The following is a 22098-nucleotide window of genomic DNA, read 5'->3' as shown; positions in this document are numbered from 1 at the left end:
TCCGCCGGGGGTGGTGGCCTCCGGCGTGCGAGGGGCGCGCGGAATTCGGATTCCGCGCTCCCGGGGACTCCACTTACGGGTGGCTTTTCTCGAACATCCGCTGTGCTCCCGGGCCGCCGCGCATACTCGAATCGGACCGGGTGTGATCGCCGCCTCGCGGTGTGTTCCGCATCCGTCGAGCCCGGCTGACGCGGAATCAAAATCGGTGCACAGCAGCGGTATCCGGCTCCGGGTGAGCAGCGTTATGGTTGGCCCTTCCGAACGCTGCGGCTTCGCTGCGCCCGGAAACCGAAGCGGTCTTATCACTTTGATGAACAAGTTCGGGTAAGAGTCGCAAGCGGCTGATAAGAGCCGGTCGTTCGCGTTACCTTCGTCACGTGTTCGCAGCAGAGCGTCGTCAACTGATTCTTGAAATGGTGCGGGCCAACGGAGCGGTGTCCCTGAGGGAACTCGCCCGGGTGGTCCAGACGTCCGAGGTGACGGTTCGGCGGGACGTGCGGGCCCTGGAAGCCGAAGGGCTGCTCGACCGTCGGCACGGTGGAGCGGTGCTGCCCGGTGGGCTGTCCCGTGAGCCGAGCTATTCGCAGAAGACTCACCTCGCGGCGGCGGAGAAGGCGGCCATGGCCGACCTCGCGGTCTCCCTCGTCGACGAGGGGGATGCGATCGTCGTGGGCGCCGGCACCACCACGCAGGAGCTGGCCCGCAGACTGGCCCGGATCCCGGGCCTGACCGTGGTCACCAACTCCCTCCTCGTCGCGCAGGTCCTCGCCCACGCCAATCGGGTCGAGGTCGTGATGACCGGCGGCACGCTGCGCGGGTCGTCCTACGCGTTGGTCGGCAGCGGAGCCGAGCAGGCCCTGGCGGGTCTGCGCGTGCGCCGCGCGTTCGTGTCCGGCAACGGGCTGACCGCCGAGCGTGGCCTGTCCACCCCCAACATGCTGTCCGCGAGTGTGGACCGCGCCCTGATCCAGGCCGCCCACGAGGTCGTCGTCATGGTCGACCACACCAAGATCGGTGTGGACACCATGTTCCAGACGGTGGCCCCCGAGCGCATCACCCACCTCGTCACCGACGAGGACGCTCCCGGCCCGGAGAGCGAGGCCCTGGCCGAACTGGGCGCACAGGTGCACATCGCCCCCCTCCCGCAGCGGGCCGTTCCCGGCGCCCGCGCGGAATTCAACGGGGAGCGGATGCGGGACATGCGCGTCCCGGGGGTGATGCCCGACCAGTGATCACGTACGACCGATCAGGGATCACCCGCCGCCTGCCCGGCGCCCCCCGGGCAACGCGCTTCGCACGTGTTCGACCAGGTCGCCGCCGAAGGCCCCGAACCCCGTCGCCGACCACACGCTTCGATCCGCCGAGACCTCGTAGTAGGCCAGGTACGCGCCGTCCGCCACCCGCTGGGTGAGTACGTCCGCCATGGTGCGCTCGCTCGCGGCGAGCAGGCACGCGTGGCACGCGGGTACGGACAGTCGGGTCCGGCCGCGGATCGCCCACTGCAGCCGACCGACCGCGGCCCCGTGCAGCGGGTTGAGCAGGCAGACCGACACGCGGAACGGGTCGTCGTCCGCGTCCTCCTCCTCGCGCGCGTCATCCGACAGCGCTCGCTCGGCTCGATGCGCGGCCACCTCCAACGCCCGGACACCGTGTCGGACCAGCACCAGCACCCCCGCGAGATCGGGGAGATCGTCGGCATCGCGCCACACCCACGCCGCGGCCTCACACGCATCCAGAGCCCGAAGTTGCGCCGCGAGCGCGGGCGGACGCGGCGCCGGTACGAGTGCCTGGGTCCGCGCCGCGAGATCCGCGAGCCGGGCACCGGCCTCGGCGCGCAACGCCGTGACCGACTCGGCCCGAGCCCGTTCGTACAACGCGGTCGCAATCGTGGACATCGCCGCTCCGCCGCGCTCGGCGGGTAAGGCCGCCTCGGCGGACGAGGTCGCACGTCGACGATTGGACCACCGCATACCCGTGGCGGCCCCGGTGCCGCCGGCCGCGAGTGCCGTGGCGATCGTGATCCAGGCTTCCACGCCGCCCCCCTTCGGCCCGGTCCGCGCTACGCGAACGCCCCCGCGCGAGAATCCTCGGCGGGGGCGGTCGTTGTTTCCTCGCGCTCGGCGATCGATCCCGGTCAGGGCCCGATCGGGGTCACTCCTCTATCCCGATCAGTCCCCGATCCCGACCTCGATCAGTCCTTGATCTCGCAGAGCACCGCGCCGGACGTGACCGTCGCGCCGACCTCGGCGACCAGGCCCTTGACGGTACCGGACCGGTGGGCGTTGAGCGGCTGTTCCATCTTCATCGCTTCGAGGACCACGATCAGCTCGCCCTCGGCCACCTGCTGGCCCTCCTCGACCGCGACCTTGACGATGGTGCCCTGCATCGGGCTGGCCAGCGAGTCGCCGCTCGCCGCGGCGCCGGCCTTCTTGGCACCGCCGCGCTTGGGCGCCTTCTTCCCCGCGGCCGGGGCCGCACCGGATGCGCCGAGGCCCGCCGGAAGGGTGACCTCGAAGCGCCGCCCGTTGACCTCGACCACGACGGTCTCGCGCTCGCCGGCCTCCTCGGCCGCGTCCGCGCCGCCGCCGAACGGGGCGATCGTGTTCTCGAACTCGGTCTCGATCCACCGGGTGTGCACCGTGAACGGCTCGGTCGAGTCGTCGAGCTCGGGCGCGAACGCCGGGTCCACCACCACCACGCGGTGGAAGGTGAGCGCGGTCGCCATGCCGTCCACGACGAACTCGTCCAGCGCGCGCTTGGCCCGCTGGAGCGCCTGCTTGCGGTCGCGACCGGTGACGATCAGCTTCGCGAGCAGCGAGTCCCACGCCGGACCGATCACCGAGCCCTGCTCGACACCCGAGTCCAGGCGTACGCCCGGGCCGGACGGCGGCAGCCACTGGGTGACCTCGCCGGGAGCGGGCAGAAAGCCGCGCCCCGGGTCCTCGCCGTTGATCCGGAACTCGAACGCGTGGCCGCGCAGCGGCGGGTCGTCGTAGCCGAGTTCCTCGCCGTCGGCGATCCGGAACATCTCGCGCACCAGGTCTATGCCGGTGACCTCTTCGGTGACCGGGTGCTCGACCTGGAGACGGGTGTTGACCTCGAGGAAGGAGATGGTGCCGTCCTGGCCCACCAGGAACTCGCAGGTCCCGGCGCCGACGTAGCCGGCCTCCTTGAGGATGGCCTTCGACGCGCGGTACAGCTCGGCGTTCTGCTCCTCGCTCAGGAACGGCGCGGGCGCCTCCTCGACGAGCTTCTGGTGCCGGCGCTGGAGCGAACAGTCACGGGTGGACACGACCACCACGTTGCCGTGGGTGTCGGCCAGGCACTGGGTCTCGACGTGCCGCGGCTTGTCCAGGTAACGCTCGACGAAGCACTCGCCGCGGCCGAACGCGGCCACCGCCTCGCGCACCGCCGAGTCGTACAGCTCGGGCACCTCTTCGAGGGTGCGGGCCACCTTGAGGCCGCGCCCGCCACCGCCGAAGGCGGCCTTGATGGCGATCGGCAGGCCGTTGGCCGTCGCGAACTCCACCACTTCCTCGGCACCCGAGACCGGGTCCGGGGTGCCGGCGACCAGGGGCGCGCCGGCCCGCTGGGCGATGTGCCGGGCGGCCACCTTGTCACCGAGATCACGGATCGCCTGCGGCGGCGGTCCGATCCAGGTCAGGCCCGCGTCCAGCACGGCCTGGGCGAATTCCGCGTTCTCCGACAGGAATCCGTATCCGGGGTGGATGGCGTCCGCGCCGGAGTCCCGGGCGGCCTGCAAAACCTTGGCCACGTCCAGGTAGCTCTCGGCCGGAGTGTTTCCGCCGAGCGCGTGGGCCTCGTCGGCCACCCGCACGTGCAGAGCATCCCGGTCCGGCTCGGCGTAGACGGCCACACTGGCGATGCCGGCATCCCGGCATGCTCGGGCGACGCGGACCGCGATTTCCCCACGGTTGGCGATGAGTACCTTGCGCACGATCTGGCTCCCTCCTCAACTGCGGAGAGTCTAGGGATTCGAAGGCGGGCACAATTCGCCGCCCCACCTCGTCATGGGTACGGCAACCCGCCATGTTCATGGCCTGCGGTGGAGCTGCCGGCCACGTTGCCGGTGGGGTCAACGTACTCCGAACGCGATGGGGACCGATGCTCGGGTACAGCTGAAACGTGTTCCAGTTTTTTGTCGGGTTCCGTCAACCGCCGAGACAGTCGCCTGCGGCGGAGCGTCCGAGCAGCCCGGTTTCCGGCACGTTCGCGCCCGCCATCTTCCCGCAGTGCTTGCAGGCCTTGGCCCACGGCTTGCCGGTCGGCCCGGCCGGTCCGTACTGATACACCCACTCGTGCTCGTCGTGACCCTCGGCACACATGTCCCACGCATTACCCGGTTCCCGCACGTCGCGCACCATCGACCCTTTCCTCGCCCTACCCCGTGCGCAGGCTACGAGCCCCCGGTCCCGGGAGTGGGCGAAACGCCCAAACCGCCTGAGACGCGGCCGAACGCGGGTCGCCTGGCGGCGGGCCGGGGGTGGGGGAGTGCCGGTTGCCCGGGGGTGGGTTGGCGGTGGAGTGGGGCGTGGGTTGCGCGAGTGTCGGCCGGGTGTGGGTCGCTCGGCGGCGGAGTCCGGGGTGTGCAAGGCGAGCCCATGCGGGGGAGCCGGGGCATGTGGGCTGCCTGGGGCCGGGGGTTACCGGAGCGCGGTGGCGGCCTGTGCCCCGGGGGCTGTTCAGTCTTCCGAGCGGGTGTTTTCGCTGTCCCTGCCGTGGCGGTGTTGCCGGGTGGACCAGACGCCGGCGTCCTGGCTGTAGCGGATCAGGAATTGGGCGAATCGGGTGCGGTCGTCCGGATCCCATGCCGCGGTGATCTGTTCGAACGTCTCGCGTTGTTCGGAGGCGAAGCGATGACGCTCGGCCTCGCCGGCGTCCGTGAGTTCCAGAACCGTGCGCCGTCCGTCGGCTTGGGAGGCGACCCGCCGCATCAGCCCGTCGGCGATGCAGGCGGCGGTGGTGCGACTGGCGACGGGCTGAGTGACGCCCATCTCGACGGCGACTCCGCCGACCGTCATTTCCCCGGGCGCGTCCGCGACCACGTTCAGGACGAGGTTGCGGGTGAGATCGCCGCGTCCGCCGGAGGTGCGCCGCCGCAGCCGTGACAGTGCGGGTCCGACCTGGTCGAGCAGGGCTTTCTCGAATGCCGACTCTGACGGGGAGCTGCTCATGTGGCCATTCTAAGAGTTCCGGTCGTCATGCATGCGCATCTCGTCAAACATGTGCATAGCTTTAGGTATACATTCAGGGGCATACTCCAGGATTGAGGCAAGCCATGTCCGTGACTGCAATCACCGGCGCCCGGGTCTTCGACGGCGAGAAGACGCTGGGTGCCCTCACCGTGCTTATCGAGGACGGGCGGATCGCCCGCATCGGCGGCGACGTTCCCGAGGGGGCTGAGATCGTCGACGGCAGCGGGGCAACACTGCTGCCGGGCCTGATTGATGCCCACGTCCACACCGGCCCCGGCACGTTGGCTCTGGCGCTGCGGTTCGGAGTGACCACCGAGCTGGAGATGCAGGGCACCAGCACCCGCGACAACCGTGCGCACATCAGCGGCGACGACACCGTCGCCGACGTACGCTCCTCCGGTTTCGGCATCACCCCGCCGGGCGGCCACCCCAGCGAGCTGTTCCCCGAAGGCTTCCGCCCCGGCCCGCCCGCAGGCGCCGAGCCCGTCGGAGAGCCCCCGCTCATGCCGTTCTCCACCACGCCCGAGGAAGCTGTCGGGTTCATCCCGCAGCTGATCGAACGCGGCTCGGACTACATCAAGTTCATGGTCGACGACGGCAGCATCGAAGGGCATCCCGGCCTGCCGATGCTCGACCAGGCCACCTTGAACGCCGGAGTGGCCGAGGCCAAGCGGCGCGGCATGCTCACCGTCGCCCACACCCTGACCGTGGACGCCACCCGCATGGCCATCGAGGCCGGCATCGACGGCCTCGTCCACCTGTTCATGGACCGGCCCCATACGGACGAAATCATCGGCATGATCACGGACGCCGGGGTCTTCGTCGTGCCCTGTGTGGTGCTGAACGCCTCCATGATGGGCATTACCGGCAGCGAACTCGCCGACGACCCGCGCGTCGCCTCACGCCTCGACGCCGACTGGGACAAGGCACTGCGCTCCAGCTTCGGCCACTACCCGCAGGGCAGGATCGAAGACGTCCTGGCCACCGTCAAGGCTCTCGGTGACGCCGGTGTGGACCTGCTGGCCGGCACCGACGTCTCGCTTCCTCTGCCGTTCCTGGGCGGACTCGCCCACGGAGCCAGCGTTCACCACGAACTGCGGTACCTGGTCCGCGCCGGCCTCACCCCCACCCAGGCTCTGCGCGCAGCCACCGCCACCACCGCCCGCCGCTTCGGCCTGGATGATCGCGGACGCATCGCCGAGGGCCTGCGCGCCGACCTCCTCCTCGTCGACGGCGACCCCACCACCACCATCTCCGACACCCTCAACACCCGCGCCATCTGGCGCCGCGGCACCCGCCTGGCGGCCTGACCGGCACCCTCGACAAAACCCCGTGGCCGTCGACCATCACGTCGGCGGCCACTGTCACCCGCTCGTGCTCCCCCTTCCCGTCGGTTGAGAACCCGATCAGCCGGGTGCGGGTTGCCTTGCCCGCGGGCCCGGGTGGGTTGTCGTCGTCTGCGGCAGGCCCGGCGTGGAGTGGGTGCGGGGCGCCCGGCGGTGGGTCGGCGGTGGGCGGGAGGGCCGGGTGTGTGGGTTGCTCGGGTGGGTCGGCTGCGGCGCGTGGGGGCGTTGGTCGGCTACCCGAGGGGGCGGTAATCGGCTCGTGGTGTTTCCCCTGGACGGGGCGGGCTGCCACGATGTGAACGTCTACGGCATCCCATGCCTGGGCAGGAGGTACTGGTGGCAGAGGTGTTCTTGCGCCGGCTGACCCGTTGGCAGGCCGACCAACAGCGGGAATCCGTCGCGGATACGTACGTCAAGACCTACGGCGAAGACCCGCCGGGCCGCCCCGATTTCCTGCGGCGCTATGCCGAGGACATCCAACAGCCCGGGTTCGAGATGGTGGTCGCGAACGGGGCCGGCGAAGCGGCGGGCTGCACGTACGGCTTCCCGCCCCGGCGGGCGAGTGGCTGGTGGACCGGCTTCCACGGCGAGTTGCCCGAGGACGTGGCCGAACTGGCCGCGGCCGGCAAGGTGTTCGTGGTCGTGGATCTGATGGTCGTACCCCAGCACCGGCGCCAGGGGTTGGCCACCCGGATGCGGGAGAGGCTGCTCGCGGGCACCGACGCCACGTTCGCCGCGGTGCGGGTGCCCCGGGACAACCATGCCGCGCTCGCGGCGTTCCGATCCTGGGACTGGGCCCGCCTCGGCGAGTGGCGACCCGACCCGGCCACCGAGCCCGCCGAGGTGTGGGGCCACCGGCTCCGGACCTGAGCCCGACTTCGCCCCCGAGCCGAGCCCACCGACGCCGGCCCGACCGAGCCGGCTCCGAATCGAACCCGGGCCCGAATCGGGTCGTTGGGGGCTCGGCTACGTCGTCCGTCCGACGCCGTGTAGTTCGCGCCTTGGGTCCGGGGGCGGGTTCGGTTCGGTGTCGGGCTCGGTCGGGTGGTCGGCTGCGCCGGAGGCGCCGGTTCGGCTGGGTCAGTCGCCGTGCAGGTCGTGCAGGATTCGGCTGGTGCGCTTGTCTGCGGGGTAGAACGACTCGATCGAGATTTCCGCCACGGTGATGTCGACCGCGGTGCCGAACGTGGCCACCGTGCTCACGAAGGAGAGCACCTCGCCGCCGAACCGGATGCCCAGCGGGATGGCCGGCGCGCCGGGGCCGGCCGCGTTCGGCGGTTCGCCGCCCGGGTAGCCGCTCACCTCGTCGTAGAGCTCCTGGACCAGCGGGTCCGCGGTGATCGCGGCCTGCCGACGCAGCCGGTGCAGCAGGTGTGCGCGCCACTGCGGGAGGTTGACGATCCGCGGCGCCATGCCCTCGGGGTGCAGGCTCACCCGGTAGGCGTTCAGCGGATCGGTGAGCAGTTCGGGTGCCACGCCTTCGGTGAACAGCGCGATGCTCGGCGTCGCGTCGACGATGTTCCAGGCCCGGTCCACGATCACCGCCGGGTACGGACCGTGCCCCACCAGGATCTGCCGCATCGCGGACATCACCGCGTCCAGTTCCGGCGCGTCCAGGCGGCTTTCGTTGTAGGCCGGGGCATGACCCGCGGCCAGGAGCATCCGGTTGCGTTCGCGCAGGGGGACCTCCAGGTATTCGGCCAGCCGCAGCACCATGTCCCGACTGGGCACCGCGCGGCCGGTCTCGATGAAGCTCAGGTGCCGGGTGGACACCTCGACCTCCACGGAGAGCTCCAGCTGGCTCAGCCGGCGGTGTTGCCGCCAGTGCCGGATCAACTCGCCGCTCGATCGCCGGCCGGCGGTGTGGCCGGCGGGCCGCTCGGTGACGACACTCCTGGATCCCGAACTCATGGCACCTGACCGTACGCGGTGCCCCACCAACTCGGCACGGTGCGTCCGCAACGGCCCGCCGGTTCCTCGGTGAACGGTCATCGCGCGGACTTGTTCGCCTTGCGCAGGGCGAAGATCTGTACATCGGCGAAGCCGAGCACCGCGATTGCCTGGAGCACGATGAGCGTGGTGCCCAGGCCGGTGGGGTCCAACCAGCCCGTGAGGGCGGTCAGCACGCTGTCCGCGAACCACAGCAGGTTGAGTCCGATCACCACGCGCACGGCGGTGCGATGCGGTGCGGACCGCGCGGCCACCCGCCAGACCCCGAGCGCGTACAGCATCAGGAACGCGCCGAGGCCGGCCAGGAACGCGGTGGGCAGGCCGAGGGCGCCGTCGAAGGCGGCACAACCGGCCAGCGCGAGCAGGCCCACCGCGCCGGTGGCGATCGCGTCGAGCCGCAGGGCGATGCGCAGCAGGCCGGTGTCGCCGCGGACGGCGCCGTCGCCGGATCCACCGGCCGCCGCGAACGTGGAGTGCAAAGACTGGGCGCTCATGGGGTCCTCCAGGGTCGATTGCCGACAGCGACGACTGTGCTCGACACCCGGTGCGGTGGTCGATTCCCTCCGAGGTAATGGCCGTGCGATCCGGAGGTATCGCCCGCGCGGTCCCGAGGGAACGCGGGGCCTCTCGGGGAGGGCGTGCCCGGATCCGTCGAGCCGTGCCCGAGGGCCGGACGGTCCGGCGCCGTCCGAGCGGCGATCGCGGGGCGGGTGTGGGGAACGAGCAGCGGCCCGAGGGAGGGTCGAGGGACTTCCGGCAGATCCGAATCGGCCGGCCCCGCGTCTTCCGCTTCGGGAGCGGACGACCACCGTTCTTCCCTAAGCTGCCTGTAAAACGACCCGGGGGAGACGGCCATGGCCGGCGGAGTGGTACGCAAGGCCTACGAGGCCGGCGCCGGATTCGCGGAGGGCCGCGCGCGGCGCCCCGAACCGGTGGGCCGGCTGTCCCTGGAATGGGTGCCCGGTGCGCTGCTGGTCGTGCTCGGCACGGCCGCCGCGCTGGTGCTGCTCCGGGCCGGCATCGATCCCGCCGCACCGGCTCCGGCCGCCGCGGACCCGGCCGCCTACGGTTCGGTCCCGCCGCCGGCGAGCCCCGGTGCCGGCGACTGGTCGGTGTGGGATCTGATCGCGGTGCTGCTGCCGTGGGCGGTGCCGCTGATGATCGGCGGCGTCGGGCTCACCGACAGCGTCTTCACCCACCGCCGCGGCGCGGTCGGCGGCGTGCTGGTGATCGGTCTGGCCGGTGCCGCGCTGACCACCGCACTCGACCCGATCGCCACGCACTACGACGGCTCGGGCGACGCGCGCTGGCTCGGCTTCGTCTACCTGCTGCGGTTCGGTTTCGCGGTCCAGGTGCTGGTCGGCGTGGTGTTGTGGATCCATCTCGCGGTGCCCCGCCACCAGGCGCCGCTGAACGCAGCGTTCGCGGCGACGCTGGCGGCGGCCGTACCGCTGCTGTTCGTGCTCGGCGGGCGGGACGTGCTCGACCCGATGTGGGAGTCCGGCGCCGGACTCCAGACCTGGCTGCCGCTCGCCGCGTTCGGCTACCTGTTGATCCTGCTGCCCACCGGTCGGGTCCTGGTGCCGCCGGGCCGGGGCTGGCAGGAGTCGGAAGTGGGCGCCTTCGGCGGGGTGTTCCTGCTCGGGCTGGCCGGCGTCGGGGTGTCCGCGGCGACCATCGTGATGGGCGACGACAAGCCCAAGCTGCTCGGCCTGTGGCCGATCGTCGCGTTGGCGGGCTGCCTGGTCGCCGCGGTGCTGACCTACCGGGTGGACGGGGTGCGCTCGGTCGCGGGCGCGCTGCTGGCGATGGCGGTCGGGCTGGCCGCGTTCCCGGCCGCGCTGTTCGCCTGGGACCGCACCGAGGGCAACCCGGGGCTGGGCCTGGACGGGCCGGCCGAATACGTGCCGTGGCTGCTCGGGCTCGCCGTCGCGGGCATCCTGGGTGCGGTCGCGGCCCGGATGCTCGGGGCGTACGCGATCGGCCTGGCCGCGCTCGCGCTGGTCCTGGCCGAGCTCATCGGCCCGGCGGCCGGCTCCGGCCATCAGCTCGCGGTGCGCTGCGCGGGCGCGGCGGCGATCGGCGTGGTGGTCGGCGGGCTGCGTCCGGAGGCCGCGATCGCGGCGTTCGGACTGGGTGCGGCATGCGGACCGGTGTGGCCGGACCTCCAGGCCGCGTCGGCGGACTACGACTGGGTGGAGTGGCTGACCAAAAAGCCCGGCGGGGTACCGCTGCCGCTGCTCGTGCTCGCCGCGATCGCCCTGCCGCTCGCGCTGCTGGCCGCACTGCGCGGCAGCCCCACGCCGCCGCCACGTGGTCCCGGGCGCGGTCCCGACCCGGTCGGCGCACCGGTCCCCGGCGGCGGCCCGTGGGCTCCGAACGCCTACGCCGAACCCGCCCCGCAGCCCTACGTGCCGCAGCAGCAGCCGAACGTCGGCTCGCACCGGCCGCAACCGCCGGCCGGGCTGCCCAACCTCGGCCCCGGCCCGGTCCGCCGCGACCTGAACCGACCGGACGGGCCCGCCTCCTGACGGTGCGTCAGCGCCGGGAGCGGGCCTGCCGGGTCAGGTCCACAGGTCGACGATCCGCACGCCCACGCCGTCCAGGAGCCGGCGCAGCAGCGGCAGCGACAGGCCGATCACGTTGCCCGCGTCGCCGTCGATGCCGTCCACGAACGGCGACGCGTAGCCGTCCAGGGTGAACGCGCCCGCCACGTGCAGCGGTTCACCGGTGGCGATGTACGCGGCGACCTCGTCGTCGGACGGCGACCCGAACCGCACCGTGGTGGCCGCCACGTCGGACACCCGCAGCCCGCTGCGGCGGTCGATCACGCAGTGCCCGGTCAGCAGCACCCCGGCGCGCCCGCGCATCGACTGCCAGCGCTGCCATGCCTCGGCGGCGTCGGCCGGCTTGCCCAGCGCGCGGCCGTCCAGTTCCAGGACCGAGTCGCAGCCCACGACCAGTTCGTCGGCCGTGAGCCCGGCGGCCACCGCGTCGGCCTTGGCCTCGGCCAGGAGCAGGGCGAGTTCGCGCGGCGTGGCGGCGGTGAGCGCGTCCTCGTCGACGCCGCTGACCACGACCTCGGGGTCCAGCCCGGCGTCGCGCAGCAGCTTCAGGCGCGCGGGAGAGGCCGAGGCGAGCACGAGGGTACGGGAGGGGGAACGGTCGGTCATGCCGCCAACGTACCGGGCGTCGGCCCGGGCCCTGACGGCCAGGTCACGGGCCGAGTACACGTCACAGGCCGAGTACAAGCAGGCCGAGGATCACCACCACGGGCAGGATCCACAAGGCGCGCCGCAGCTGGGCCACGGCGCGCCGGGTTTCCTCGGAGAACTCGTCACGGTCACGCATGCGTCCATCGTGCGGGGCGCACGACGGTGCGATCTTGAGTACGAGTACTCAAGTCGGGTCGTGCGATATGCCGACAACCGATCTGCCGACGGTCGGCGAAGCCGACCTTCCGTCGGCATGCCGGCACCCATCGGGCATGCCGCCACCCGCCGGGCGAGCCGGCCCCTCCGTCGGGGAGCCGGCTCCCGGCCGAGCAGGCCCGCCCTCGGTCGGAGCGGCCGACTCTCAGGACGGCCAGGCGCTCGCGCGCCAGGCACCGGGCCCGGGCCGCAACTGCCGGCGCACCAGCCGGGCCGGCGCATTCCACTGCGAGGGCGCCGCCGGCTCCGGCGCCACGGTGCCGCCGCTCGCCTTGGCCGCCACGACCGTGACGATCACGGCCAATTCCTCCGGGGTGGGTTCACCCCGCACCACCTTGATCATGGGGACCTCCAGGCCCTGACCGAGCCGGCCCGCGACGCACGCGCCGGGGACCGACTCGGTGTGGTCCGACTTACCGCGGGATGTCGCCGTCCTACAGCGGGATGTTGCCGTGCTTCTTCGGCGGCAGCGTCTCGCGCTTGCCGCGCAGCGCCCGCAGCGCCTTGACCACGTGCGCCCGGGTCGAGGACGGCCGGATGACCGCGTCCACGTAGCCGCGCTCGGCGGCCACGTACGGGTTGCACAGCGTGTCCTCGTACTCCTGGATCAGCCGCGCGCGGGTCGCCTCGGGATCGTCGGCGGCGGCGATCGTGCGCCGGTGCAGGATGTTGGCCGCGCCCTGCGCGCCCATCACCGCGATCTGCGCGGTCGGCCAGGCCAGGTTGACGTCCGCGCCCAGGTGCTTGGAGCCCATCACGTCGTACGCGCCGCCGTACGCCTTGCGGGTGATGATGGTGACCAGCGGCACGGTGGCCTCGGCGTACGCGTAGATCAGCTTCGCGCCGCGGCGGATGATGCCGTTCCACTCCTGGTCGGTGCCGGGCAGGAAGCCGGGTACGTCCACGAAGGTCAACACCGGGATGTTGAACGCGTCGCAGGTGCGCACGAAGCGTGCGGCCTTCTCGGACGCGTCGATGTCCAGCGTGCCGGCGAACTGCATCGGCTGGTTCGCCACGATGCCCACGGACCGACCCTCGACCCGGCCGAAGCCGACCACGATGTTCGGCGCGAACAGCGGCTGGACCTCCAGGAAGTCCGCGTCGTCCAGGACGTGCTCGATCACCGTGTGGATGTCGTACGGCTGGTTCGCCGAGTCCGGGATGAGCGTGTCCAGGTCACGGTCGAAGTCCGTGGTCTCCAGGTCGGCGGCCTCGTCGAAGGACGGGGCCTCCTCCAGGTTGTTGCTCGGCAGGTAGGACAGCAGGCCCTTGACGTAGTCCAGCGCGTCCTTCTCGTCCGCGCCCATGTAGTGCGCGTTGCCGGACTTGCTGTTGTGCGTGCGGGCGCCGCCGAGGTCCTCCATCGTGACGTCCTCGCCGGTGACCGTCTTGATCACGTCGGGACCGGTGATGAACATCTGCGAGGTCTGGTCGACCATCACGACGAAGTCGGTGAGCGCGGGCGAGTAGACGTGGCCGCCGGCCGCGGCGCCCATGATCAGCGAGATCTGCGGGATCACGCCGGAGGCGATCACGTTGCGGCGGAAGATCTCGCCGTACAGGCCGAGCGAGACGACACCCTCCTGGATGCGCGCGCCGCCGCCCTCGTTGATGCCCACCAGCGGGACGCCGGTCTTGATCGCGAGGTCCTGGATCTTGACGATCTTCTCGCCGTACACCTCGCCCAGGCTGCCCCCGAACACGGTGACGTCCTGCGAGAACACGCACACGTGGCGACCGTCGACCGTGCCGGAACCGGTCACCACACCGTCCCCGTAGGGGCGGTTGCTCTCCAGGCCGAAGTTGGTGGAGCGGTGCCGGGCGAACTCGTCGAGTTCGACGAACGAGCCCTCGTCGAGCAGATACTCGATCCGCTCGCGCGCGGTCATCTTGCCCTTGGCGTGCTGCTTCTCGACCGCTCGGGCGCTTCCCGCGTGTACCGCCTCGTCGATACGACGCTCGAGGTCGGCCAGCTTCCCGGCGGTGGTGTGGATGTCGGGCTCGCCCTGTACTGGGTCCATCGTGCTGGCTCCTGTCACGTCGAACGGCGGCGATCGGTAGCGTATCCGCGCCACGCCGGCGACCATCACCGCCCTGCCTCGCAGTGCCTTCTAGGGTGATCGGATGGACTCTCCTTTCACGGATCTGGACCGCCCCCCGCTGCGTGAGGCGGCACTGCGCCGGGCCCTGCTGGTACCCGGCGGGCTGTGGCGCGAGGTCGACGTCGTGCCCGAGACCGGATCGACCAACGCCGACCTCGCCCGGCGGGCCGACGAGGCGGAGGGGCTGGTACTGGTCGCCGAGTCGCAGCTGGCCGGGAAGGGCCGGCTGGACCGGCGCTGGAGTGCGCCGCCGCGTTCGGGCATCGCGATGTCGGTGACGCTGGCGCCGGACGAGGTGCCGGTCGCGCGCTGGGGCTGGTTGCCGCTGCTCGCCGGGGTCGCCGCGGCCTCGGCGGTGTCCCGGGTGACGGGCGTGGACGCGCGGCTGAAGTGGCCCAACGACCTGCTGGTGGGCGAACGCAAGCTGGCCGGGATCCTGGCCGAGCGGGCCGGCGCCGGGGTGGTCCTGGGGATCGGTCTGAACGTCTCGCTGCGCGAGGAGGAACTGCCGGTCCCGACCGCGACCTCGCTCGCGCTGGCCGGCGCCGAGAGCACCGATCGGGATCCGATCCTGCGGGCGATCCTGCGCGAGTTGGAGGAGTGGTACACCCGCTGGCGGCTGGCCGGGGGCGACGCGCGCACGAGCGGGCTGCTCACCGCCTACACCGACGCGTGCGCCACGATCGGCCGCCGGGTGCGGGTCGAACTGCCCGCCGACCGCACCCTGGAGGGCCCGGCCACCGGCATCGACGAGGACGGCCGCCTCCTGGTCACCACCTCGGAAGGCCCCACCGCGGTGGGCGCCGGCGACGTCGTCCACGTCCGCCCGACCGCCGACTAGCGCCGGGCGCGGCACCAGGCCGGGTCCCGCGGATCCCGGGGCCCGCGGCCCAGCCGGCCATCGTGTGTCCGTCCGCCACCGCGACCCCGGGCCGCCCCTCGCCCGAATTCCGCAGTCTTTCCACCTTGGGCGACGGGTGGGCGGGTGGGCGCAAAAACCGGTGCCTTCGGCACGCCTCCCGGCCCCCCGCCCGAGGGACCCGCACAATCGTGGTGACTCACCAGGAGGCCCGGTGTTCACAACCACAGCCGAGGTCGACGACGACACCCTCTTCGTCGTGCGCCCGCACTGGAAGCACCTCGTCCGCCCCGCCCTGGCCCTGTTCGCCACCGTCGCCGCCACCGGCTTCCTCGCCGCGCTGACCCCGCCGGACGCCGCCCGCGGCTGGATCCAACCCGCCGTGCTCCTGGCCGGACTCGCGGTCCTGGTCCGCTGGAGCGTCGCGCCGTGGCTGGCCTGGCTGGGCACGCTGTACTCGGTCGCGGCCGATCGCCTGACCGTGCGTACCGGCACGCTCACCCGGGAGATCCGGGTGGTGCCGTTCGCCCGCGTGGAGGACGTACTGATCGAGCACGAGTCGTTCGTGGACCGGATGCTCGGCGCGGGCACCGTCGTACTGGTCCCCGTCGGCGACCGGGAGCAGCTCGAACTGCCGGGTCTGCCCCACGTGGTGCGGCTGCAGAGCGAGCTTCTGATGCTCGTGGAGCGGGCCGCCGACAGGCGGAGGAAGCAGGTGGCACCGCCCGACCCCGAACCTTTGTGACCCCCGACACGTAGTGTGGCTCCGACGAGACCATCCTTCGCACACCCGGTGGAGCCACATGCCCGAGGAACGGACCCGCGTGGAGCCCGGCGCGGGCGCCGGGGCCGACGCGGCCGATCAGCACCCCCTGCCCGACCTTGCCGACCTGGAGGCGGTCAACAACACGATCGCCGACGTCGAGCAGGTCGTGCTGGGCGCCCCCCGGCGATACACCTCCGGCCAGGTCGCCGACCTGGTCGGGGTGCCCCTCGACGAGGCCCGCCGGTTGTGGCGCGGCCTGGGCTTCGCCGATTTCGGCCCGGCCCGCGCGTTCACCGACGCCGACGTCGCGGCGCTCAAGCACCTGCGCGAGCTGACCGAGTCCGGGCTGTTGCCGGCCACCGTCGCGGCCCAGTTCGTGCGCTCGGTGGGTCAGACCATGGCCCGCTTCGCCGAATGGCAGACCGAGGCGTGGGTGGAGTACATCGGCAACGAGCTCACCGGCAGCCGCTCCGAGCAGGTGGTCACCACCGCCGGCGACGTGATGCTCGAACTCGAACCGCTGGTCATCTACGCCTGGCGGCGCCACCTGGCCGCGGCCAGCTCGCGGGCGATGCAAGGGCTGACCGATCCGCAGACGGTGGGCCAGTCGCTGGCCGTCGGCTTCGCCGACCTGGTCGGCTTCACCCGGCTGTCGCGCAATCTGGAGGAGGCCGAGCTCGGCCGGCTCGTGCAGACCTTCGAGGACACCGCCGTCGACGTGATCGCCGAACAGGGCGGCCGGCTGGTCAAGACGCTGGGCGACGAGGTGTTGTTCGTGACCTTCTCGCCGGACTCGGCGGTCGAACTGGGTCTGCGCCTGGTCGAGGCGATGGCCCAGGAGGAGATCCTGCCCGCGCTGCGGGTGGGCATTGCGTACGGCCACGTGCTCTCCCGGATGGGCGACGTGTTCGGCACCACGGTCAATCTGGCCAGCCGGTTGACCGCGCTCAGTCCCAAGGACGCGGTGGTGGTCGATCGCGAGCTGGCCGCGGCCCTTGAGGGCGACAACCGCTACGAGCTGCACCCGATGTGGCGCCGACCGGTCCGCGGGCTGGGCCTGGTCGAACCCTGGACGGTGTGCCGCCCGGGCACCCCGCTGCCCGACCCGCTCGGCGCGACCGGCGGTTGAGGCCGGCGTCCGACCCCTCGCGGTGCGCTCAGTCGAACGTTTCGCGCAGTGTCCGCAGCGCGGGCCGCATCACCTGGTGTTCGAGTTCGCGGAGCACCGCGAGTTGTTCGGTCGGTGTGCTCTCGAACCGCACCGACCACACCACCAGGCACATCGTGCCGCCCGCGATCGACTCCAGCGCGAGTCGGCCCAGCAGCGGCAGACCGTCGAGTGCCCGGTAGGTATAGGTGTGTGCGCCCGGGTCGTGCGAGATCAGCCGCTCGCGTACGGTCGAGCCGTCGGGCCTGCGTACGCATCGCTCGCCCCGGGAGTGTTCGTCGACCGGCCACGGGTACCAGCCGGACGGATCCTCGAAGTCTCCTACTGCCTCCCAGATCCGGACGGCCGGTATGTCGATCGCGGCGATGACGGAAAGCGTGGGCACGCGTCGCTCCTTCGGGCTGTGCCCGCGACCGTACTCTTTCGGCCGCGATCCCGGGAGCCCTCCACGCTCTCTTCACAACCGTGTGTCCTTGCTCCCACGGCTGCGCTACGGAGCGGACACGAGGCGTTGCGGGCGCGAGGCACAGGAGTAATGTGCGCAGGACGCGAAGCCGGGGTATACAAGCGCTTCGCTCGCATCGGAGCGAGCCCCCGGGCTCGCGCGCGGGTGTCTCGGCACGAATACCGGCGCCGACCGGCACCGGCAACAGGAACGCACGCGAACAGCGACCCGTCGAGGTGGCGGCATGACGCGGGTGCACGTTGCCGTAAATCGGGCAATACATGACATATCCTCTGGTCTCGGTGCTGGTGGATTGGGGGTGAGGACAGTAGCTTCGCGACCCGATTCGAGCGCTCCCGAAACGGAGGGCTCGGGTGGCACACCCGACGATCTGCCCGGCATGCCGGGCGACACGTGTCCGGAACCCGTCGCCCTGGTCGAAGGTCCGGACGCGGCCCGCAGGCTGCACGCGATCATCCATCTGGCCAAGACGCTCGCCACGACCCACCACTTCTCCGAGGTGGTCCGGGTGTCCGCGACCCAGGCCCGATTGGCGATGGGGGCCGCCCACGCCTCGATCTCGGTCTGGGAGCGGGACAGCGGGCGCCTGCGGGTACTGGTCAACGACGGCGAACTCGCCGAGGGCGAGGAGCCGCTGCCCGCCGCGGAGACGTATCCGGTCACCGACTTCCCGGACATCATCGAGTCCAAGGCCTGGCCGACCACGTGGTCGCGCTGTGTGGACGATCCCGAGCACGCGCGCGATCGGGAGCGGGTCGCGGCGATGCTCCGCCGGGGCCGGCACGACTGCATGGTCGCGCCGATCATGGTCGAGGGTCGGGTGTGGGGCGAGCTGTATCTGGCCCGGCGTGCCGACCAGCCGCGGTTCGAGCCGGTGGACGCCGAGTTCGCCGGGGTGCTGGCCGCGCAGATCTCGGCCGGCCTCGCCCAGGCCGAACACTTCGAGCGGATCGAGAAGCTGGCCTTCACCGACCCGCTGACCGGGTTGGCCAACCGGCGTGCGATCGACGCCCGGCTGGACGAGGCGATGGCCCGGCACTACCGCGACGGCGTGGTGGTCAGCCTGATCGTCTGCGACGTCAACGGCCTCAAGCGGCTCAACGACGAACGTGGTCACGACGTCGGCGACCGGCTCCTGGAGCGGTTCGCCGACCAGCTCTCCGCGTGCGGCGCGATGTTGCCCGGGGCGATGGCCGCCCGGCTCGGTGGCGACGAGTTCTGCGTGCTCGCCGAGGGCTACCCGCCGGACGACGTGGTCGCGGTCGCCGAGGAACTGTGTCGACGCGCGCTGCGGATGCACGACGGCGAGGGCGTGGCCTGCGGCGTGGCCTCCACCGGCGACCCGGTGGGCCCGGTGACCAGCGCGGATCGCCTGTTCCGGCTCGCCGACGCGGCCCAGTACCGGGCCAAGGGCTCGCGCTCGACCCGGCCGGTGGTCGCCGGACGCGGCCAACAACCCGACCTGACCCTGTCGCTGGCGAGCGAGGCGCAGGAGGAGGCGGAGACCGAGGGCCCCGGTCCGCATCGCGACCGGCGCCGTTTCCGCGGCGCGCTGCACAACGCCGAACCCGGCCGACTGCTCGCGGCGGTACTCGCCGTCCTGGACGAGCGCGAGCCCAAGAGCGTGCACCGCGCGGACACGTTGGGCCGGCTGGAAATCGTCGCCGACACCTTCGCGCGGATGCTGGACGGCGTCGCGTGGTGGGTGTCCTACCTGCCGCCGGGCGGCCGGGTGCTGCGCACCGTGCGCTACTCGATCCACCGACTGACCGGAGTGCAGAGCGAATCGGGGTCGCGCTACGACGCGGTCGCCGCCGAATACGACCTGGCGCACTACCCGGCCACGGCGCACGCGGTGCAGGGCGGCAGCTTCGTCGCCGAACTGGGCGACCCGGGCACCGACCCGGCCGAGGAGGACCTGCTCCTGGTCGGCGGCTACAAGGCGATGGTCGCCGCCGGCGGCAGCAACGCGGCGGGCGGCTGGCTGGTCGAGATCTACGCCGACGACCTGAGCCTGAGCGTCACCGGGTTGGCCCCGGTGCTGCGCGCGCTGGTCGCGGTCGCACTGACCGGGGGCGCCTCGCTCCCGGAGTGACCGAAGCGACCGAAGTGACCGAAGCGACCGGGCTTCGGTCGGTCCCGGCCCGGCTCCGGGCGATCAGGCCGACGGGTCCTCGCGCCGCACCGTCACCCGATCCGGACGGCTGTACACGTTGGCCGAGCGCCCGCGCAGGAAGCCGACCAGGGTCACCCCCGCGTCCGCGGCCAGGTCCACCGCCAGTCCGGACGGGGCGGACACCGCCGCCATCATCGGCACCCCCGCCATCGCGGCCTTCTGGGTCAGCTCGAAAGAGGCCCGGCCGCTCACCATCAGCACCTGCCCGGCCAGCGGCAACCGCCCCTCGCGCAGCGCCCAGCCGACCACCTTGTCCACCGCGTTGTGCCGGCCCACGTCCTCGCGCACGCACACCATTTCGCCGGCCGCAGTGAACAGGCCGGCCGCGTGCAGGCCGCCGGTGCTGGCGAACACCTTCTGCGCCGCGCGCAGCCGATCCGGCAGCGCGTACAGCACCTCCGCGTCCACGCGCACCTGGTCCGCATGCACGTCGAAGCGGGACATCTTGCGCAGGCCGTCGATGCCGGTGCTGCCGCAGATCCCGCACGAACTGGACGTCCACACGCCGCGCATCAGACCCGGGTCCGGGGCGGGCACGTGCGGCGCGAGCACCGCGTCGACCACGTTGTAGGTGTTGTGGCCCTCCTCGTCGGTGCCCGCGCAGTAGCGCATCGCGGTCAGATCCTCGGCCGCGCCGATCACGCCCTCGGCCGCCAGGAATCCGGCGACCAGGTCGAAGTCGTCGCCCGGGGTGCGCATGGTCACCGTGATGGTGCGCCCGCCGATCCGGATGTCGAGCGGCTCCTCGGCGACGAGCGTGTCGGTGCGCGTGACGGCCGGTGCGTCGCCGCCCAGCCGCAGGACCTTGTGGCGAGAGGTGACCCGACCCACGGCACTGCCTTTCCTCGATCCGTTCCGGGCGGGCGGATCCGCTCCGGAGGGCACACGCACCGAACGCCCACCACGAGCGAAACGTGCCGTACGCCTCCCGGAACGGTAGTCGGCCCTGGCGTTGTCGCGATCCATGCACATAATGATCGAGTGAATAACGATCTGCACAGCGCCCCCGAAACCGCCCCCGCCACCGTCTCGATCGGCGAGGCCGGGATGTCCCCGCAGGACGTCCTCGCGGTCGCCCGCGCCGGCGCACGCGTCGAACTCACCGAGCGTGCGATCAAGGCGATGGCCACCTCCCGCGCGGTGGTGGAGGGACTCGCCGCGCGCACCGAACCCGTGTACGGGGTGTCCACCGGCTTCGGCGCGCTCGCCGTCCGGCACATCAGCCCCGAGCTGCGCACCCGGCTCCAGCACTCGCTGGTGCGCTCGCACGCCGCCGGAATGGGTCCGCGGGTCGAGGACGAGGTGGTCCGCGCACTGATGCTGCTGCGGCTCAAGACCTTGTGCTCGGGCCGCACCGGGGTGCGGCCGATCGTCGCGCAGACCATGGCCGGGCTGCTCAACGCGGGCATCACACCGGTGGTCCGCGAGTTCGGCTCGCTCGGCTGCAGCGGCGACCTGGCCCCGCTGGCGCACTGCGCACTCGTGCTCACCGGCGAGGGCGAGGCGTCCGGCCCCGACGGCGTGGTGCGGCCCGCCGCCGAACTGCTCGCCGCCGCCGGCCTGGAGCCGATCGAGCTCAAGGAGAAGGAGGGCCTGGCCCTGATCAACGGCACCGACGGCATGCTCGGCATGTTGTTGATGGCCGGGGCCGACCTCGCCCGCCTGTTCACCACCGCCGACATCACCGCCGCGATGACCATGGAGGCGCTGCTGGGCACCTCCCGCGTGCTCGACCCGGCGCTGCACGCCATCCGCCCGCACCCGGGCCAGGCGGCCAGCGCGGCCAACATGCTGCGCGTGCTCGACGGTTCGGCGCTGACCGGGCACCACCAGGACGCGGCGCCGCGCGTGCAGGACGCCTACTCGGTGCGCTGCGCGCCGCAGGTCGCGGGCGCGGGCCGGGACACCCTCGCACACGCGCTGCTGGTCGCCGACCGCGAACTCGCCTCCGCCGTGGACAACCCGGTGATCCTGGAGGACGGCCGGATCGAGTCGAACGGCAACTTCCACGGCGCCCCGGTCGGCTACGTGCTCGACTTCCTCGCCGTCGCGGTCGCCGACCTCGGCTCGATCGCCGAACGCCGCACCGACCGCCTGCTCGACCCCTCCCGCTCGCACGGGCTGCCCGCGTTCCTGGCCGACGACCCCGGCGTCGACTCCGGCCTGATGATCGCCCAGTACACCCAGGCCGCGCTGGTCTCCGAGTGCAAGCGGCTGGCGATGCCCGCCTCGGCCGACTCGATCCCCAGCTCGGCGATGCAGGAGGACCACGTCTCGATGGGCTGGAGCGCGGCCCGCAAGCTGCGCCGTGCGATCGACAACCTCAACCGCATCCTCGCCATCGAGCTCACCACCGCCGCCCGCGCCCTGGACATGCGGGTGGCCGCCGGCCTGGGCGCCCCCGCCCCCGCCACGGCCGCGGTGATCGCCGCGCTGCGGGCGAGCGGCGGCGAAGGGGTGGGCCCGGACCGCTTCCTGGCCCCCGACCTGGAGGCCGCCGACGCCTTCGTCCGGGCCGGCAAGGTGATCGAGGCCGCCGCCGCTGCGGTCGGCGAGCTGAACTGATCCGAGCGGACCGAACTGACCGCGCGTCAGATCAGGCAGGATTACCTGACGCG

The 22098-nt window shown here is 72.1% G+C and carries 21 protein-coding genes; 9 read left to right on the top strand and 12 right to left on the bottom strand.

Annotated elements, in window-relative coordinates; all coding sequences use genetic code 11:
• The first annotated feature begins 413 nt into the window (after positions 1-413).
• Positions 414-1232 (top strand): DeoR/GlpR family DNA-binding transcription regulator, encoded by an 819-nt coding sequence (locus ACIBM5_RS02980; protein ID WP_020552647.1) that lies wholly within the window; start codon positions 414-416, stop codon positions 1230-1232.
• A 21-nt stretch (positions 1233-1253) separates the two neighbouring features.
• On the opposite strand, the gene ACIBM5_RS02975 is transcribed toward ACIBM5_RS02980, so the two are convergent.
• From ACIBM5_RS02975 to ACIBM5_RS02960, 4 genes are all read right to left on the bottom strand, one after another.
• A complete protein-coding gene (locus tag ACIBM5_RS02975) occupies positions 1254-1895 on the bottom strand; it encodes a hypothetical protein (RefSeq protein WP_396005047.1) in 642 nt (213 codons plus the stop codon).
• A gap of 296 nt (positions 1896-2191) precedes the next feature.
• Positions 2192-3958, bottom strand: a complete 1767-nt coding sequence (locus tag ACIBM5_RS02970; protein ID WP_396005046.1) for an acetyl/propionyl/methylcrotonyl-CoA carboxylase subunit alpha — start codon at positions 3956-3958, stop codon at positions 2192-2194.
• A gap of 214 nt (positions 3959-4172) precedes the next feature.
• Positions 4173-4385, bottom strand: a complete 213-nt coding sequence (locus ACIBM5_RS02965) for a hypothetical protein (RefSeq protein WP_396005045.1) — start codon at positions 4383-4385, stop codon at positions 4173-4175.
• Positions 4386-4703: 318 nt separating this feature from the next.
• Positions 4704-5195 (bottom strand): MarR family winged helix-turn-helix transcriptional regulator, encoded by a 492-nt coding sequence (locus ACIBM5_RS02960; RefSeq protein WP_396005044.1) that lies wholly within the window; start codon positions 5193-5195, stop codon positions 4704-4706.
• Between the two features lie 104 nt (positions 5196-5299).
• Between ACIBM5_RS02960 and ACIBM5_RS02955 the strand changes: the two genes are divergently transcribed.
• Positions 5300-6526: an amidohydrolase family protein gene (locus ACIBM5_RS02955; protein WP_396005043.1), complete on the top strand. Its 1227-nt coding sequence runs from the start codon at positions 5300-5302 to the stop codon at positions 6524-6526.
• 372 nt (positions 6527-6898) lie between these two features.
• Positions 6899-7432 (top strand): GNAT family N-acetyltransferase, encoded by a 534-nt coding sequence (locus tag ACIBM5_RS02950; protein ID WP_391585251.1) that lies wholly within the window; start codon positions 6899-6901, stop codon positions 7430-7432.
• A gap of 210 nt (positions 7433-7642) precedes the next feature.
• Here ACIBM5_RS02950 and ACIBM5_RS02945 read toward each other — a convergent pair whose 3' ends face one another.
• Positions 7643-8473 carry a helix-turn-helix transcriptional regulator gene (locus ACIBM5_RS02945; protein ID WP_396005042.1) on the bottom strand — a complete coding sequence of 277 codons (831 nt, stop codon included), beginning with the start codon at positions 8471-8473 and terminating at the stop codon, positions 7643-7645.
• Positions 8474-8550: 77 nt separating this feature from the next.
• Complete coding sequence (locus ACIBM5_RS02940; RefSeq protein ID WP_396005041.1) at positions 8551-9006, bottom strand: hypothetical protein; 456 nt, start codon at positions 9004-9006, stop codon at positions 8551-8553.
• A 360-nt stretch (positions 9007-9366) separates the two neighbouring features.
• Here ACIBM5_RS02940 and ACIBM5_RS02935 point away from each other — a divergent pair, with 360 nt between their 5' ends.
• Entirely contained in the window at positions 9367-11043 is a 1677-nt protein-coding gene (locus tag ACIBM5_RS02935; RefSeq protein ID WP_396005040.1) for a hypothetical protein, read from the top strand.
• 33 nt (positions 11044-11076) lie between these two features.
• On the opposite strand, the gene ACIBM5_RS02930 is transcribed toward ACIBM5_RS02935, so the two are convergent.
• The 4 genes from ACIBM5_RS02930 to ACIBM5_RS02915 form a co-directional block, all read right to left on the bottom strand.
• Positions 11077-11685 carry a nucleoside triphosphate pyrophosphatase gene (locus tag ACIBM5_RS02930; RefSeq protein WP_396005039.1) on the bottom strand — a complete coding sequence of 203 codons (609 nt, stop codon included), beginning with the start codon at positions 11683-11685 and terminating at the stop codon, positions 11077-11079.
• A gap of 61 nt (positions 11686-11746) precedes the next feature.
• Positions 11747-11863 carry a morphogenic membrane protein MmpB gene (mmpB, locus tag ACIBM5_RS02925; RefSeq protein ID WP_391585246.1) on the bottom strand — a complete coding sequence of 39 codons (117 nt, stop codon included), beginning with the start codon at positions 11861-11863 and terminating at the stop codon, positions 11747-11749.
• Positions 11864-12088: 225 nt separating this feature from the next.
• Positions 12089-12286: an acyl-CoA carboxylase subunit epsilon gene (locus tag ACIBM5_RS02920; RefSeq protein WP_355538307.1), complete on the bottom strand. Its 198-nt coding sequence runs from the start codon at positions 12284-12286 to the stop codon at positions 12089-12091.
• Between the two features lie 91 nt (positions 12287-12377).
• Entirely contained in the window at positions 12378-13964 is a 1587-nt protein-coding gene (locus ACIBM5_RS02915; protein ID WP_391585245.1) for an acyl-CoA carboxylase subunit beta, read from the bottom strand.
• Positions 13965-14067: 103 nt separating this feature from the next.
• On the opposite strand from ACIBM5_RS02915, the gene ACIBM5_RS02910 reads away from it, so the two are divergent.
• The 3 genes from ACIBM5_RS02910 (at position 14068) to ACIBM5_RS02900 (ending at position 16799) form a co-directional block, all read left to right on the top strand.
• A complete protein-coding gene (locus ACIBM5_RS02910) occupies positions 14068-14886 on the top strand; it encodes a biotin--[acetyl-CoA-carboxylase] ligase (protein ID WP_391585244.1) in 819 nt (272 codons plus the stop codon).
• Between the two features lie 232 nt (positions 14887-15118).
• Entirely contained in the window at positions 15119-15649 is a 531-nt protein-coding gene (locus ACIBM5_RS02905; RefSeq protein ID WP_396005038.1) for a PH domain-containing protein, read from the top strand.
• A gap of 58 nt (positions 15650-15707) precedes the next feature.
• The gene (locus ACIBM5_RS02900) at positions 15708-16799 is read left to right on the top strand and encodes an adenylate/guanylate cyclase domain-containing protein (protein ID WP_396005037.1); all 1092 of its coding nucleotides are present in this window, start codon (positions 15708-15710) and stop codon (positions 16797-16799) included.
• Between the two features lie 28 nt (positions 16800-16827).
• Here the strand turns inward: ACIBM5_RS02900 and ACIBM5_RS02895 are convergent, their stop codons facing one another.
• Entirely contained in the window at positions 16828-17223 is a 396-nt protein-coding gene (locus ACIBM5_RS02895; protein ID WP_391585241.1) for an SRPBCC family protein, read from the bottom strand.
• Between the two features lie 460 nt (positions 17224-17683).
• Here ACIBM5_RS02895 and ACIBM5_RS02890 point away from each other — a divergent pair, with 460 nt between their 5' ends.
• On the top strand, positions 17684-19399 hold the full coding sequence (locus tag ACIBM5_RS02890) for a GGDEF domain-containing protein (RefSeq protein WP_396005036.1): 1716 nt from the start codon (positions 17684-17686) through the stop codon (positions 19397-19399).
• Positions 19400-19462: 63 nt separating this feature from the next.
• On the opposite strand, the gene fdhD is transcribed toward ACIBM5_RS02890, so the two are convergent.
• The gene (gene fdhD, locus ACIBM5_RS02885) at positions 19463-20311 is read right to left on the bottom strand and encodes a formate dehydrogenase accessory sulfurtransferase FdhD (protein WP_396005035.1); all 849 of its coding nucleotides are present in this window, start codon (positions 20309-20311) and stop codon (positions 19463-19465) included.
• 201 nt (positions 20312-20512) lie between these two features.
• On the opposite strand from fdhD, the gene hutH reads away from it, so the two are divergent.
• Positions 20513-22045 (top strand): histidine ammonia-lyase, encoded by a 1533-nt coding sequence (hutH, locus tag ACIBM5_RS02880; protein ID WP_396005117.1) that lies wholly within the window; start codon positions 20513-20515, stop codon positions 22043-22045.
• Positions 22046-22098 lie beyond the last annotated feature (53 nt).

Source organism: Embleya sp. NPDC050493, from assembly GCF_044458105.1.
In the GTDB taxonomy this organism is placed as follows: Bacteria; Actinomycetota; Actinomycetes; order Streptomycetales; family Streptomycetaceae; genus Embleya.
This window is presented reverse-complemented; position numbering and strand designations above follow the sequence as displayed.

Bases quoted from the DNA above. Each gene is read 5' to 3' on its own strand.
- ACIBM5_RS02900 (WP_396005037.1), top strand. From the start codon at position 15,708: ATGCCCGAGGAACGGACCCGCGTGGAGCCCGGCGCGGGCGCCGGGGCC.
- ACIBM5_RS02975 (WP_396005047.1), bottom strand. From the start codon at position 1,895: ATGTCCACGATTGCGACCGCGTTGTACGAACGGGCTCGGGCCGAGTCG.
- mmpB (WP_391585246.1), bottom strand. From the start codon at position 11,863: ATGCGTGACCGTGACGAGTTCTCCGAGGAAACCCGGCGCGCCGTGGCC.
- ACIBM5_RS02910 (WP_391585244.1), top strand. From the start codon at position 14,068: ATGGACTCTCCTTTCACGGATCTGGACCGCCCCCCGCTGCGTGAGGCG.
- ACIBM5_RS02980 (WP_020552647.1), top strand. From the start codon at position 414: ATGGTGCGGGCCAACGGAGCGGTGTCCCTGAGGGAACTCGCCCGGGTG.
- ACIBM5_RS02945 (WP_396005042.1), bottom strand. From the start codon at position 8,473: ATGAGTTCGGGATCCAGGAGTGTCGTCACCGAGCGGCCCGCCGGCCAC.
- ACIBM5_RS02960 (WP_396005044.1), bottom strand. From the start codon at position 5,195: ATGAGCAGCTCCCCGTCAGAGTCGGCATTCGAGAAAGCCCTGCTCGAC.
- ACIBM5_RS02935 (WP_396005040.1), top strand. From the start codon at position 9,367: ATGGCCGGCGGAGTGGTACGCAAGGCCTACGAGGCCGGCGCCGGATTC.
- ACIBM5_RS02915 (WP_391585245.1), bottom strand. From the start codon at position 13,964: ATGGACCCAGTACAGGGCGAGCCCGACATCCACACCACCGCCGGGAAG.
- ACIBM5_RS02965 (WP_396005045.1), bottom strand. From the start codon at position 4,385: ATGGTGCGCGACGTGCGGGAACCGGGTAATGCGTGGGACATGTGTGCC.
- ACIBM5_RS02890 (WP_396005036.1), top strand. From the start codon at position 17,684: ATGCCGGGCGACACGTGTCCGGAACCCGTCGCCCTGGTCGAAGGTCCG.
- ACIBM5_RS02930 (WP_396005039.1), bottom strand. From the start codon at position 11,685: ATGACCGACCGTTCCCCCTCCCGTACCCTCGTGCTCGCCTCGGCCTCT.
- ACIBM5_RS02955 (WP_396005043.1), top strand. From the start codon at position 5,300: ATGTCCGTGACTGCAATCACCGGCGCCCGGGTCTTCGACGGCGAGAAG.
- ACIBM5_RS02920 (WP_355538307.1), bottom strand. From the start codon at position 12,286: ATGATCAAGGTGGTGCGGGGTGAACCCACCCCGGAGGAATTGGCCGTG.
- ACIBM5_RS02940 (WP_396005041.1), bottom strand. From the start codon at position 9,006: ATGAGCGCCCAGTCTTTGCACTCCACGTTCGCGGCGGCCGGTGGATCC.